This window comes from Pseudomonas fjordensis, assembly GCF_976987115.1.
Genome location: NZ_OZ336860.1, coordinates 5346590 through 5360121 on the forward strand (window position 1 = coordinate 5346590; position 13532 = coordinate 5360121).

Annotated in this window: 15 protein-coding genes and 1 pseudogene; 12 read left to right on the top strand and 4 right to left on the bottom strand. The window is 55.8% G+C overall.

The features are described from left to right. Positions 1 to 34 precede the first annotated feature (34 nt). Positions 35 to 775 (bottom strand): IS21-like element helper ATPase IstB, encoded by a 741-nt coding sequence (istB, locus tag ACWHXD_RS24405; RefSeq protein ID WP_064491510.1) that lies wholly within the window; start codon positions 773 to 775, stop codon positions 35 to 37. Next, the gene (istA, locus tag ACWHXD_RS24410) at positions 772 to 2292 is read right to left on the bottom strand and encodes an IS21 family transposase (protein WP_081273177.1); all 1521 of its coding nucleotides are present in this window, start codon (positions 2290 to 2292) and stop codon (positions 772 to 774) included. Before istA (ACWHXD_RS24410) ends, istB begins: the two co-directional genes overlap by 4 nt. 280 nt (positions 2293 to 2572) lie before the next feature. Here istA (ACWHXD_RS24410) and tnpA point away from each other — a divergent pair, with 280 nt between their 5' ends. From tnpA to tnpC, 3 genes are all read left to right on the top strand, one after another. After that, the gene (tnpA, locus tag ACWHXD_RS24415; RefSeq protein ID WP_019818068.1) at positions 2573 to 2905 is read left to right on the top strand and encodes an IS66-like element accessory protein TnpA; all 333 of its coding nucleotides are present in this window, start codon (positions 2573 to 2575) and stop codon (positions 2903 to 2905) included. Further along, a complete protein-coding gene (gene tnpB, locus ACWHXD_RS24420) occupies positions 2902 to 3237 on the top strand; it encodes an IS66 family insertion sequence element accessory protein TnpB (RefSeq protein WP_019719038.1) in 336 nt (111 codons plus the stop codon). The genes tnpA and tnpB overlap by 4 nt, the downstream gene beginning before the upstream one ends. An 81-nt stretch (positions 3238 to 3318) precedes the next feature. Continuing rightward, complete coding sequence (tnpC, locus tag ACWHXD_RS24425) at positions 3319 to 4875, top strand: IS66 family transposase (RefSeq protein WP_019818069.1); 1557 nt, start codon at positions 3319 to 3321, stop codon at positions 4873 to 4875. Here the strand turns inward: tnpC and istA (ACWHXD_RS24430) are convergent. Both istA (ACWHXD_RS24430) and ACWHXD_RS24435 read right to left on the bottom strand, forming a co-directional pair. Beyond that, positions 4861 to 5754 carry an IS21 family transposase gene (gene istA / locus ACWHXD_RS24430; protein WP_499084761.1) on the bottom strand — a complete coding sequence of 298 codons (894 nt, stop codon included), beginning with the start codon at positions 5752 to 5754 and terminating at the stop codon, positions 4861 to 4863. The genes tnpC and istA (ACWHXD_RS24430) overlap by 15 nt on opposite strands. Before the next feature lie 239 nt (positions 5755 to 5993). Beyond that, positions 5994 to 6257: a hypothetical protein gene (locus ACWHXD_RS24435; RefSeq protein ID WP_012723150.1), complete on the bottom strand. Its 264-nt coding sequence runs from the start codon at positions 6255 to 6257 to the stop codon at positions 5994 to 5996. Between the two features lie 112 nt (positions 6258 to 6369). On the opposite strand from ACWHXD_RS24435, the gene ACWHXD_RS24440 reads away from it, so the two are divergent. From ACWHXD_RS24440 to traD, 9 genes and pseudogenes are all read left to right on the top strand, one after another. Next, on the top strand, positions 6370 to 7410 hold the full coding sequence (locus tag ACWHXD_RS24440; RefSeq protein ID WP_012723149.1) for a hypothetical protein: 1041 nt from the start codon (positions 6370 to 6372) through the stop codon (positions 7408 to 7410). A 290-nt stretch (positions 7411 to 7700) separates the two neighbouring features. Then, a pseudogene (locus ACWHXD_RS24445) lies at positions 7701 to 7932 on the top strand (DEAD/DEAH box helicase); the annotation flags it as partial. A gap of 159 nt (positions 7933 to 8091) precedes the next feature. Further along, positions 8092 to 8808, top strand: a complete 717-nt coding sequence (locus tag ACWHXD_RS24450) for a hypothetical protein (protein WP_024073356.1) — start codon at positions 8092 to 8094, stop codon at positions 8806 to 8808. Between the two features lie 40 nt (positions 8809 to 8848). Beyond that, on the top strand, positions 8849 to 9601 hold the full coding sequence (locus ACWHXD_RS24455; protein ID WP_024073355.1) for a TIGR03759 family integrating conjugative element protein: 753 nt from the start codon (positions 8849 to 8851) through the stop codon (positions 9599 to 9601). Then, positions 9586 to 10143 (top strand): lysozyme family protein, encoded by a 558-nt coding sequence (locus tag ACWHXD_RS24460; RefSeq protein WP_008437382.1) that lies wholly within the window; start codon positions 9586 to 9588, stop codon positions 10141 to 10143. Before ACWHXD_RS24455 ends, ACWHXD_RS24460 begins: the two co-directional genes overlap by 16 nt. Continuing rightward, positions 10140 to 10643 carry an integrating conjugative element protein gene (locus ACWHXD_RS24465; protein ID WP_008437383.1) on the top strand — a complete coding sequence of 168 codons (504 nt, stop codon included), beginning with the start codon at positions 10140 to 10142 and terminating at the stop codon, positions 10641 to 10643. The genes ACWHXD_RS24460 and ACWHXD_RS24465 overlap by 4 nt, the downstream gene beginning before the upstream one ends. Before the next feature lie 7 nt (positions 10644 to 10650). Beyond that, positions 10651 to 10935, top strand: a complete 285-nt coding sequence (locus ACWHXD_RS24470; RefSeq protein WP_024073354.1) for a hypothetical protein — start codon at positions 10651 to 10653, stop codon at positions 10933 to 10935. Further along, a complete protein-coding gene (locus ACWHXD_RS24475; protein WP_008437384.1) occupies positions 10895 to 11305 on the top strand; it encodes a hypothetical protein in 411 nt (136 codons plus the stop codon). Before ACWHXD_RS24470 ends, ACWHXD_RS24475 begins: the two co-directional genes overlap by 41 nt. 3 nt (positions 11306 to 11308) lie before the next feature. Next, positions 11309 to 13525 carry a type IV conjugative transfer system coupling protein TraD gene (gene traD, locus ACWHXD_RS24480; protein WP_024073353.1) on the top strand — a complete coding sequence of 739 codons (2217 nt, stop codon included), beginning with the start codon at positions 11309 to 11311 and terminating at the stop codon, positions 13523 to 13525. Positions 13526 to 13532 lie beyond the last annotated feature (7 nt).

Here is a 13532-nt window from a genome sequence, read left to right on the forward strand (position 1 = left end):
TTTTGGCCAATAGAATTGACCCACTTGCTCACCGCTAACCGCCGGTTTTCTGCTTCAAACGATAGCTCTCACCTCCCAGCATAAAGATGTGTGAATGGTGGATCACGCGGTCGATGATGGGCACGGCCACGTTGTCGTCATGGAAGAACTCGCCCCAGCTGGTGAAGTCCTTGTTGGTGGTCAGGATGACCGAGCGGTACTCGTACAGGTTGTTGATTAACTGGAACAGGTTGTACCGGGCTTGGCGCGTCATCGGCAGGTAGCCCAGCTCATCGATGATCAGCACGTCGTATTTGCTCAGCTGATTAAGGCGCTTCTTCAGCTCGCCCTTCATTTCCGCCAGCTCCAGATCCTCGACCAACGCCAGAGCCGTGCGGAACAGCACCTTGTAGCCCGCCTGAACCGCCTTGTGGCCAATCCCAATGGCCAAGTGGGTCTTGCCCACACCCGGTGGTCCGATGAACACCAGGTTGTCGCGGTTGTCGATAAAGCTGAAGTCCAGCAAGGTGCTGACCTGGCGCTTGGTGATGGTGGTCTGGTGCCGGTAATCGAAGGCCTCCAGATGCTTCTCCGAGGGGAACTGCGCCTGCTTGAGGTTGCGGCTTACGCGGCTACTGGAGCGGGCGTTAAGCTCATGCTCGACCAGTGACTGGGCGAAGCTCAGGTAGGACAGTTCATTGGCTTCGGCTCTGGCCAGCAGGGTGGCCAGCTCACCCGCGGTCGCGCTGAGGCGCAGGCTTCGGTACTGCGCGATAGTGCTGTCGAGCAGGCTCATTGGGTCACCCCGTGGCCAGTCGACTGGCCAATGCGGGCATAAGCGTTCAGGTCGGCGTGACTAACCTGGCTACCGGCCTCTGGCGCATAGTCATGGTCGCCGATGATCCGGCCCCGCGCCTTGGCTTGCTGCCATGCTTCGAGGTAGCGCTTGAGCCCGGTGGCGGTCAGTTCACTGCGCTCGCACAACTCGCCGAGCAACGCCGTATCAACCGGCGCATGGGCCATGAGCAGGTCGCGTGCAGCAACCAGCTGATCCTTGTAGATACGCGGCGAAGTACGCTTGAGCAGTTGGCACAGGGTTGCCCCAAGGGCATCGGGCAGGATCGAGTCGATGCCGCGCTCCAGGTCGGTAATGCGCTGGGCATGGTCTCGGTAATGGTTGTTGTTCTTGATCATCCGGCCCTTGGCCTTGCACAGGTCATGGGTGGCTATGAGTTCACCGCTCTCCAGGTCATGGATCAGCAACTGGTTGTCCTGTGCGCTGACACCGACACGGGCTTGCTGCCAGGCCATGGGTACCGAGTACTTGTTGGCCTGCCATGAGATCAAGCCGGTCTTGTCGACCTTGCGGGTCTCCCTTGTCGGCGCCACGTGCAGCAGGTTCTGCGGGACGAGATAGGGCTTGAGCTGACTACGCTCCAGTGCCTCGAAATGCGCTCTTGGATGCTGCCCCGTCGTGCCGTGCACGCGTGCGTTGGCGACAGTCTCGAGCCAATCATTCAGGTGCTGTCGGACGGCGGCCTCGTCCTGGAAGTGCTCGCCGTAGAAGCAGTCACGCTTGACGTACTTGACCCCGGCCTCCACCTTGCCCTTGCTCTCCGGGTCATAGCCCTCGCAGGCATGGATGCGGTACCCGACGGTAGTCGCATACTGGTGGAAGCGCTGGTTCAGCGTCAGCTCACGGTACTGCTCGTTGATCACCACCATCTTGGTCTGATCGTAGATGCACTCCTCGGTGACGCCGCCGAAGTAGCGGAAGGCCTCGTCGTGCATCTGGATAAACCGTTCGGTATCCAGCGGCCGGAAGTTCAGACCGACATACATCAGCCGTGAACAGGACAGCACAAACACCACAAAATGAACGACACGCTCCAGGCCGCCAATCATGACGCCTCGCAGCTCACCGGGGTCGACCTGACACTGCACGCCAGGCACTGACTCAACGACCGGCTCGTAATAGCGCAACTGGCCACTGGCAACCTGCTGCTTGAGCGCTTGCACATAGCGGCGAATGCTCCGGTCTGACACCGCCAGCTCGGTGGTGCGCTCCCTCAGGCGACGGGCCAGCTTGACTGCGCTCAGGGCTGGAAACTGACCCAACTGATTAATCAGATAATCGCGGTGCTCGTCGAGCACCTTGGTGCGTGAAGGGTCAGCAATGGTAGCGCTGATCTGCATCTCATCCAGGTGGAGATACTTGCGTACGGTGTTCCGGGAAATCCCCAGCTCACGACTGATGGCACGGACCGACAGGCCTCGGCCCTGGTCATACAACCCCTTGATCTTGTGAATCACAACCCACTCCTTCAATGATCTGTCCCCGGCCTGTGCATAAGGCGGGTGACGCTACATGGTCGGTGGCCAATGCCACTATGGGTGGGTCAAAATTGTTGGCCAGAGGTGGGTCAGTTTAATTGGCCATTAACACTTAGGGTACGTTCGAGTGATTCGACTGTTTAGCTCATCAACCCAGTGTAACCGGCCAGCAAACACACCTTTCTGACCCCACCGCCAAAGGCGATGGTGTCCACCTATTTAAGTGGACACCACTTCTAGCCTTTTAAGAGGGTCTTTCATGCAGCCACAACGCCGTTCCTATTCCAGGTCGTTCAAGGCCCAAGTCATTCAAGAGTGCGCCCAACCTGGGGCCTCGATTGCCAACGTTGCGCTGAGCCACAGCCTCAACGCGAACCTCGTCCACAAGTGGATTCGGCTGCAAACGCAGAAAAGCATGGCGCTGCATCCCGCTTTTGTTTCACTGCCCATGCCACTCGCCAGCACTGAGTCGCAATCGGCATCATCGACTATCAGCGTTGAGATCCAGCATCCGCGCGGCACCGTTAAAGTGAACTGGCCAACTGAAAGTGCTGCTGCCTGTGCAACCTTTCTTCGAGACCTGTTGCGATGATTCGTATCGACGCCATCTGGCTCGCCACTGAGCCCATGGACATGCGCGCCGGCACTGACACAGCGCTGGCGCGGGTGGTGGCCGTGTTCGGTGCGGCGCAGCCGCACTGTGCTTATCTGTTTGCCAACCGCCGCGCCAATCGCATGAAAGTGCTGGTGCACGATGGGTTGGGCATCTGGCTGGCGGCGCGCCGACTGCATCAAGGCAAATTTTTCTGGCCGGGATCTCGGCACGGCTCGCAGATGGAATTGGGTGCCGAACAACTGCATGCCCTGGTGCTGGGTTTACCTTGGCAAAGAGTTGGGCAAAACAGTGCGATTACCCTGATGTAATCACTGCCATGGCCAGCGTCGCCGTGCAATTGTCCGATGAGCCTATCGTCAGTGTTGGCCTGTTCTGACAAAATCGGCGGCATGACTTTGCTTCCTGATTTCGACCAATTAAACCCTGAACAACTGCGCGCTATCGCCGCGCAGCTGATGCAGCGTGTCGAGACTCTCGATCAAAAAGTCGAGTCCATGGACAAGCAGATCCATCACTACAAAACGGTCAACGACAAGCTGACCCACGAGATCGCACAGCTCAAGCGTTTCAAGTTTGCCAAGCGCAGCGAGCAGCTAAATCCGTATCAAACCAGCCTGCTCGATGACGTGATCGATGCCGATATCGCGGCCATCGAAGCCGAGCTTGAGACGTTGCAACCCGCTCCAGCCCCGACCGTGGCTCGGCAAAAACCTAAACGCACCGCCTTGCCGCCCGAGTTTCCACGCACGCCCATCCATCACGAACCGGACAACACTCACTGCCAATGCGGCTGCGCCCTCAAGCGTATCGGCGAGGATGTCAGCGAGAAACTCGACTACACGCCCGGCGTGTTCACGGTTGAACAACACATCCGTGGCAAGTGGGTCTGTGAGGACTGCGAGACCCTGATCCAGGCACCTGTTCCTGCGCAGGTCATCGATAAAGGCATCCCCACAGCAGGTTTGCTGGCTCAAGTGATGATCGCCAAATACGGTGATCATTTGCCACTGTACCGTCAGGAAAAGATCTTTGGCCGGGCCGGCCTCGCCATCCCGCGCTCGACCTTGGCGCAGTGGGTCGGCACTTGCGGTGTGCAACTGCAACCACTGGTTGATGCTCTGCGCGAAGTGGTGCTTGGACACAACGTGGTGCACGCCGATGAAACGCCGGTACAGGTGCTCATGCCTGGCTCGAAGAAAACCCATCGGGCCTACGTCTGGGCCTATGCAACCACCGCGTCTGCCGATATCCGCGCAGTGGTGTACGACTTCAGCCCCAGCCGCTCGGGCGAACATGCACGCAACTTCCTGCAAGACTGGAAGGGCAAGCTGGTCTGCGATGATTTTGGTGGTTACAAAGCCAGTTTTGCACTCGGTGTCACTGAAATCGGCTGCATGGCCCATGCGCGGCGTAAGTTCTTCGACCTGCACGCCACGAACAAAAGCACGCTCGCCGAGCAAGCTCTGCGCTATATCCAGTTGCTGTACGAAATCGAAAGTGAAATCCGCGATTTGGAGCCCGATGTACGGCGACGAATACGACAAGAAAAAGCCGTCCCCGTGATGAACATGCTGCACACTTGGATGATCGCCCAGCGCGAGCTGGTACACGAGGGTGTGGCCATCGCCAAGGCCCTGGATTACAGCCTGAAACGCTGGACGGCGTTGTCACGTTATCTGGATGACGGCGCGGTGCCTATTGATAACAACCACATCGAGCAGCAAATCCGGCCATGGGCGCTCGGACGCAAGAACTGGCTCTTTGCAGGGTCGTTACGCAGCGGACAACGCGCGGCTGCGCTGATGAGTTTGATCCAATCGGCCAAGCTTAACGGGCATGATCCGTATGCTTATCTCAAGGATGTGCTGATGCGGCTGCCGACGCAGCGCGCCAGTGAGATCGCCGAGTTGTTGCCGCATAACTGGCTGCCGTTACGCAACCTGTAATGCCCGTTCGCTTACAACCCAGTAGCTGATTTTCTCGTTGAGCTCTTCTAAGGAAAAAAAGGTGCTCGCTCTCAGCCTTGCGAGAACGAATCTTTGTACCAGTTGAACAGCAATCTCACCTAGCGACTTGTCTTGCGGTTTACGCGGTCTGGCGGGGTAAATTTGAAATCCGTAGTGCTCAGAAAACTCGGCGTAGGCACGATTTAGGGTCACCACATCTCTCGTGTTTTTCGTCACTGCTGACTTCAAATTATCAGGCACAACGAACCGTGGAACCCCGTCGAAGAACTCCAGGGCCAGAATGTTGCATCTGAGCCAGTCTGGGATCGTTTGACTTCTCACGGCGGTGGCAAAAATGTATCCCGAGGCACCTAGCGTTGCCACGAACACCTGAGCTTGGCTGATTGCTCCAGTATCCGGGTTGGTCACAGGCATTGTCCTGCCACAAAAGTCCACGAAGCACTTGTCTCCGGGGAGGTGAGTCTGTCGCATGCTCAGCTTTTGCCTATTGACCCATTCACGATAAATCCGTGTGAACTGAGCATAAGACACGCCTTCTGGCTCGCTTGTACGAAACTCTTGCCATAGGAGTTCCAAGGTGATGTCAGGAAGTTTTAGCTGTTCATGGATGGCAGGCCATGACGGGTAAGCCTTCCTTTGAGATGAGACTTTTGGCTGGGTATGCAGACGCTCCGCCAGCGCTTTGTCGTCAAGGTGCTTCAGTTCTTCCCAGCTTTGTCCACACTGTGCCAACTGATCCCGAATGGTGCGAACAGTGTTATGGGACACTTTGGCTAATAGGCCAATAGCCCTATTCGACAGCTTGGGGTCGCTCGTAAGGCGTAGCACCTCGCGCTGCGTACTTATTGGCAGCCTCATATGTTCTCCTCGCGACAGGTGTGTGAACACCTCACAGGTCGCGCCGTGTGAAAATTGCAGACAAACGGAATGTGATCGACTTGACGCCGAACGCGAGGGAACACAGAATGACGGCGCGTAGGGCTGAAACCTAACACCATCAAAAAAGCCTAGGGCTCCACCCCTGGGCTTTTTTGTGCTCCAAATCCACCGGCTAGCTCCTATCCTGATCTCATTGTGATACTCCTCATATGCTTAGTTCATACGGCCTGCTGCCGTGCGCAGCGCTGCGTAGCAATCCACCAAGCGACCTCTTTGGACAGAGCAAAGAACCCCCGACGATTAGGCACTTCAAATAGCGGCACCTCAATTGTCCCTCGCTGTTTAGCTTTACGAAACGCGTCGTACGATGTGTAACCCAACTCTCTCCACAGCGCGCTGCCACCCACCATCAGGCCATATCGCTGTTTGAGGTCGAGCTCTAATTCGAATGACAGAAATTGGATTTCAAGGGGCTCGCGCATCGCACTTAATGTCCGGTTTGGTCACAGTTGATAGTAATAAACCGCCCCCTTGCGCTCCAGCCGTAAGACTTCTACATTTTTTACGGTACAAAGATCGTTCGGGGATTTTTAAGTGTCTGATTTTAAGAGAATTGCAAACATTTATTCGGAGTTCGCAGGCAGCTTGCGCGAACAAATTCCGGAAAATAGCCGCCCCCGAAGCAACACAGTGGAAATGCTCGCAGTGGGCTACTGGTTCGAAGGACTGAGGCAGCGGACAGGCCTCAAAACTGCCTATGCCCTTGAGCTGTATTTCGAAAAAGAGTCATTTCGAAGAAATACGAATGGCACGATCCGGCATTACCGAAGCAAGTGGTCTAGGTACGAACAGAAAATGATCTCCCCCAAGGCCAAGACCTTGAGTAGGGTGGAACTGCTAGCACCTGGATCGTCCCGCGACCTGAATCATCCCATATGGACTTTGATGAAGCTGATCTCCCGGCAACAGAAAATCAGCTTCGACAGCTACTTCCGTGCGTTAAATACCGATGTCCAACTGGTGCTTTATCGCAGCACCAGCAACATGATTTGGGACAGTGTTCAGCGCGAACCAATCACTCAAGTTCTACTCGAAAAACTCGAACGCAGGGCAAGCTTGGATGCCCTCGCTGCGTTGATCGCGATAGTGGTCGAAGCAGATCTCCTAGGTCGAAAAACCGTTGCTATCAAGGCAGCAGGCACCTTGCACAAAGTACTTCTGATGCTGGCAATGGAGCTTCAAGCGCGCGGTGTTGCCGTTGGCCTAATCGATTGGCTCGTGTTCAACGTCCTACCCCTTGGAGTGCCTGCCCATCTGCATATCTGGATGAGCAGCGCTGACTACATCCACGCGTCGGCGCATTTGAACACCATGGTTTACCAGCATCCGGAAAGGCGCGGAAAAGCCCTACCTTGGAAGCTTCGTAATAAGCTGATGTGCAAGCTGCTTGCCGGGGACATGGGAATTGACGTTTTGCACGCAATGCGCCCTCAGTTCGAGTTGCGGACGGACATAGGGGAAATTGCGGCCGAGCTGGTCGAGGAGTTTAAGAAGACGTCGGCACTGAGAACTTGGGGATGGATGTGCATCATCGATGGCGCGCCACAGACAGTGCCACCAGTACCGCTGCTTTAGCCTTTCAAATGACTCGCTAGGCGAGTGGTCAAGTCCAATGCAAATGCCTGGTCACTTCCGATGCAAACGACTGGTCAAGTCGAATGCAAATGGCTGGTCAAATGGGTTGCAATTTCCCATAGAATTGGTGTCCACTTAATTTAAATGCACACCATGTCTTCGCTTTGCAGAGCTGGGTAGATGACCTGGCCGGACGGTTACCCACTTTATTCTGACTCCGCAGATCATTATCACGGGTTTTTAAGACTTTACTCCGCGCAGTGGGGCTACGGTATATGGCTTTACCCAACACCTTGCAACAGGCATTTCGACGGTGATGGCGGATTGGGCAAAAGCAGCCAGTGAGGGTGTTTTTTTGGCTATGCCGGCAGCTCTCAGATTACTTGCCTGCAGTTGATGGCCAAGAAAATCGCCGTGATTCAAAGCACGTCGGGAGATGTGCCAGATTCTGGTCTCGACTCGCTGAACCAAGATGGTGATTCAGTTGAAATGACACTTGCAAGGCAGCTCATTGCTTCATAGTTTGACGGCCACCTTCGGGTGGCCATTTTTTTATAACGATCCCAATTTACCAGCGGCCAACTCGACACTTCAAAAACCATGCGTCCTGGAAAACCTATTTCCTGATGCACCTAAGAGACTGGTTTGAGAGGGTGTATTCGCTTTTGCGCGAGGACGCCCATGAACCTACCACGCCCTACTCGAACCACAGCGATACTCAGTCTGTGCCTTGCATTATTGGCAGGCATTCTGTGTTATGAGCATCATCAACTCTCCCAACTCCGCACCAGCTTGGCTGCGACTGCAGACAAAGAGTCGCTCGATGCGTTGTTGACGCGGCTTGGCAAAGTCGATGAGCGACTGGGCACGGTAGCCGGCAACCACCTGGTGACCAACGAGGACTTCCGAGCCGGGCAGCAGGCTTTATCGAATCGAATTGATGCCGCACAAGCGTATGCAAAGCAAGCGACGGAGTCAGCGCAAGAAATCTCTCAAAATGCTGCGTCTGCTGGTGAATTGCTAGTCCTCAAAGCCAGCGTCGAAACACTCGATAGCCGTCTTCAAGAACTCAGTCAGTCACGCATCAAACAAACCACTGCTGTGCCCCTCAAGCCCAAGCCTAAGCCCGTTGCCCGCCAACCAAAGCGGCCAAAACCGCCCGCTACCGCCACTGTCACACCGCAAACACCCCCTTTTACCGTTGTCGGTATCGAGTATCGCGGCGGTGAACGCTTTTTGTCCGTAGCACCGCCTGGCAGCACGCAGTTGAATCAAATTTACCTTATCCGACCTGGTGACGCTGTGGCGGGCACCGCCTGGCGACTCAACGCGCTGGACGGAAGATCCGCACGCTTTGACGTGGCCGGAACACCTCAAACCGTAACCGTCGCGCAATAGGACCTCCTTTATGCACTCCCCTACCACTTCCTCGAAAACAATGAAGCCCAGGAACATTTTGGGTTTCATTGCAGGCTTGGCCACCTTCGCGTTTGCATACGGCTGTCATGCGGCTTCGGGGCAATCAACGTCGATCTCGAACACTCAGAACAGTGAAGTTCACAACTCTTCTCAAGGAGCAAGTCAGACAGAACTCGCCCGCGAGTGGGGATTGACCCCCCAAGAATGGTCCCGTTTTCAAACTGTGATGGAGGGTCCTCGCGGAATCTATTCGCCAGGCCTGGATCCTCTGACAGCACTTGGCATCGAAGCGAAGTCGGAGGAGGAGCGGCGACGCTATGCAGAGCTGCAGGTGCGAGCCGAGCGACAGCGTATCGATAAGGAACTGGCGTACCAAAGGGCCTATGACCAAGCCTTCGCACGTCTTTACCCCAATGAAAAAGTCATCCAACTATCGTCCAACCCTGCATCTGCTCCTGGCTCGGGAGCGTTAACTGCTGTGAAAGGCACTGGACGACTAGCCGTTTTTGTTCAAGACAGTTGCAACGCATGTATTGACCGCGTCAAAGACTTACAAAACCAGAAACAGTCCTTTGATCTGTACTTCGTTGGTAGTCAAGGTGATGACGAAATAATTCGCCGCTGGGCCATCTTGGCTGGAGTCGAACCGGCCAGCGTGAGAAGCCGACAGATCACATTGAATCACGATGCCGGTCGATGGCTTGGCCTTGGACTCGGCGGTGAGCTGCCGGCCGTGGTACGCGAGGTGAATGGACAATGGCAGCGTCTGTAATTCGCGCGGCTTTAACGGGGGGGCTACTGCTCACCGCGGCATTTGCTAACGGTGCCGAGGTTCCGCCACCGGCCTATCAGTTGATTGCCCTGCCTGCCGGCGTTCCGTCCGAGGTGCTGTACTCCGTTGCACTGCAAGAGAGTGGCACCCGACTTCGCGGCCAGATCGTCCCCTGGCCCTGGACGTTGAATGTCGCCGGCGCCGGATATCGCTTTGCGACACGCAGCGATGCTTGCAGAGCGTTGATGATCGCCCTTCAGACCGCAGGCCCAAATAGAGTCGACGTCGGGCTTGGACAAACCAACATCGGTGCCAACGGCCACCGTTATAGCTATCCCTGCGAAGGGCTGGATCCGTACAAAAACCTCTCGGTTACGGCCCAGATCCTGGCTGAGCAAAAAGCCAAAGGAGGCGACTGGATCACCGCTGCTGGTCGGTACCACCGCCCTGCCGGAGGCGAACCCGCTGCCCGATACCGACGAGCTTTTGCCAAACACCTCAGCCGGGTCACCGGTATCAACCTGATGGCGAATAATCCATGAATAGATTGCTGCATCTGCCTGTTTTGCTGTCTTTGGCCTCCCCCATGGCAGTGCATGCCACCTCGCTGATTGTTGTTGAAGACCGAGGGGGTGTTTCCGCTCTGCCCTACTACCAGTACTTGGCTCCAGAACCTACTGAGCAGTCAGCACAGTCAGAGAATATTGGTGTGCGTGGGCAAGGCTCGTTTCCAGTGCGCTCTGACCAACTGACACCCGGGCAGGTACAGGGCCGGGTAATCAATGCACCTGGCCTGCAACCATTGTTTCTTGTAGGCGACGATGAAAGCTCCAGAAAGTGGTTATCACAGCGCCGCGATCAGTTACAGCAACTGCAGGCAGTGGGCCTTGTGGTTAACGTGGCCAGCGCCGAGCGGTTTGCCGAAATCCAACGATGGGCAGGAAATCTACAGTTGGTCCCGGCTCCATCAAATGATCTGGCACAGCGCTTGGGAGTCCAGCATTACCCGCTGTTGATCACTGCCACAACGATCCAGCAGTAACCAGGGTATGGCCTCTCTTACGCACATCACCTTGGTCATCAAGCAACCAGATGACCCACGAGCAGGCCAACTGCTTTTTGAACAGGTCACCTATGTCGCCAAGCTCTATGGCGGCACCGTCATCGCCCGCGTACCTGGTGACGAGGTGGAGCTATGTCAGCGGCTAAAAGAACGACTGCCCGAGGCAGTTGAGCAAGCGAGGCAAGAGTTGGCCAATTCATCATCACGCATGAAAGGAGGATCCCGGCCCCATGAAGCTGACCAAGAAGCAACGCTGCGAGCTTCACGCTAAATTCGCGGGCCATTGCGCATACTGCGGTGTGCTGTTGGGTGACCGGTGGCATGCGGACCACATGGAAGCAGTATGGCGAGAACCAGAGAGGGTGGACGGCAAGTACTCCGGTGCCATCATTTTGGGGCGGCCAGAGAACCACGCCATCAGCAACATGATGCCCGCGTGCGTGCCGTGTAATTTGAGCAAGGCAGCGATGCCACTAGAAGTCTGGCGAGAGCGCATTGCTGGACACGTCAACTCCCTTAACAGCTACCACCCCATATACCGCCTGGCCAAGTCCTATGGGCTGATCGCTGAGACAGGCAAGCCAGTCGTTTTCCATTTCGAAACAGTGGGGCCATTGTCCCCTTTCACTCATAGGAAGTGATCCATGACCACCTCCTACACCATTGAGTCGTTACTACGCCCTGCTGTTGAGCTGTACACAGTTTGCGTATGTGCCGCTGCGGCGTTGCTCTGTATTTTCGCGCCCTGGGCGGTTGCTCTGACGCCTTTATTCGGCATGGTTGCCGGTACAGGCTTTCTGGGTCTAGGGTTCGTCCGCCTCAAACAAGCGTTGGTAGTGCTGCGTTACCGGCGCAATATTCGGCGCCTACCCCACTACACCATGACCAGCAAAGACATGCCGGTCAGCAATGAGCGGCTATTCATCGGTAAAGGCTTTCGCTGGACCCAAAAACATACTCAGCGGTTGATGGAGACTTACCTCCCAAAGTACGCCGAGTATGTCGAGCCCACGTCTATCTATACCTTTGCTCGCAGAATTGAGGAGCGTCTGGAGTTCGCACCCTTTCCACTCAAATTGCTGTCAAAGGCTACCTCGTGGGATGTGCCATTTAACCCGGCGCGTCCACTTCCTCCAGTCGGGGGGCTACCGCGCTTACACGGTATAGAGCCGAACGAAGCGGATGTCAGCCTGCCACTGGGTGAGCGGGTTGGACACTCCCTTGTATTGGGGACTACTCGTGTTGGAAAAACCCGCTTGGCAGAGTTGTTTATCACCCAAGACATCAGGCGTACCCGCCGTAGCCCCCGGCGCCGCGTTCATATGGGGCGCCGCGTGCAACCCGTTCATCGAAGCCAGCGCAATGTAGAAATGGACCTGGACCGCGAAGTGGTGATTGTCTTCGATCCTAAAGGCGACGCAGACCTCCTGAAGCGCATGTACATCGAATGCAAGCGCGCAAACCGACTGGAGGAATTCTACGTGTTCCACCTAGGCTGGCCCGATCACTCCGCTCGCTACAACGCCGTCGGCCGGTTTGGTCGGATCTCGGAGGTTGCCACCCGCATTGCCGGCCAACTTTCGGGGGAAGGCAATTCCGCGGCATTCCGGGAATTCGCCTGGCGTTTCGTCAACATCATCGCGCGCGCCCTCGTGGCACTGGGACGTCGGCCGGACTATGAACAGATCCTCAAGCATGTGACAAACATTGACGCGCTGTTTATTGAGTATGCGCAGAAGCACTTTGCTGAAAATGATCCCAAAGCCTGGCAAACCATCGTTGAGCTGGAAGGAAAGATCGATCGTAAGAACCTCAGTTTCGCCATGAAGGATCGACCGCTACGCGTGGTGGCCCTGGACATGTACCTCACTCAGCAACGCATCTCCGACCCAGTGATGGAGGGTCTGCGATCAGCCGTACGCTATGACAAAACCTATTTCGACAAGATCGTGGCCAGCCTTCTGCCATTGCTGGAAAAACTGACCACAGGCCGGATTGCAGAGCTGCTATCTCCCGACTACATGGATCTTGAGGACCCACGACCAATCTTTGACTGGATGCAGATCATCCGCAAACGGGCAGTGGTCTATGTCGGCCTGGACGCTTTATCTGATACAGAGGTAGCTGCAGCGGTGGGCAACTCGATGTTCAGCGACCTGGTGTCAGTTGCGGGTCACATCTATAAGTTTGGCATCGATGATGGCTTGCCCGGGGCCACCGGCGGCAAGGTAGCAATTAACGTACATGCGGACGAATTCAACGAACTGATGGGCGATGAATTCATACCGATGATCAACAAAGGCGGTGGTGCCGGCATGCAGGTCACGGCCTATACCCAAACCATGAGCGATATTGAGGCAAAAATCGGTAACCGGGCTAAAGCTGGCCAAGTCATCGGTAACTTCAACAACCTGTTCATGTTACGTGTACGTGAGACTGCAACCGCCGAGCTGCTGACCAACCAGTTGCCAAAGGTCCAGGTGTTTACCAGTACACCAGCAAGCAGTGCAAACGACGCTATTAACGGCAACACCGCTTTCACCTCTAACACTCACGATCAGATCCAAAGTGTCAGCGTACCGATGATCGAACCGGCGCATGTGGTTGCCCTACCCAAGGGGCAATGCTTTGCCCTGATAGAGGGCGGGAATTTGTGGAAGATTCGTATGCCGTTGCCGGCAAGCGATCCCGATGAAGTGATGCCCAAGGATCTTCAGGCCTTGGTTGAGGGCATGCGTAAAGGATCCGGAACCAGCAGCGACTGGTGGCAAGCACCGGGATATGACGCACTAAGTGAGTCGCTTCCTGATGACTTGGTAGACGACTTCCGCCAGATGGCCAATAACGGAAAAGCCGCATAGGCTTGAA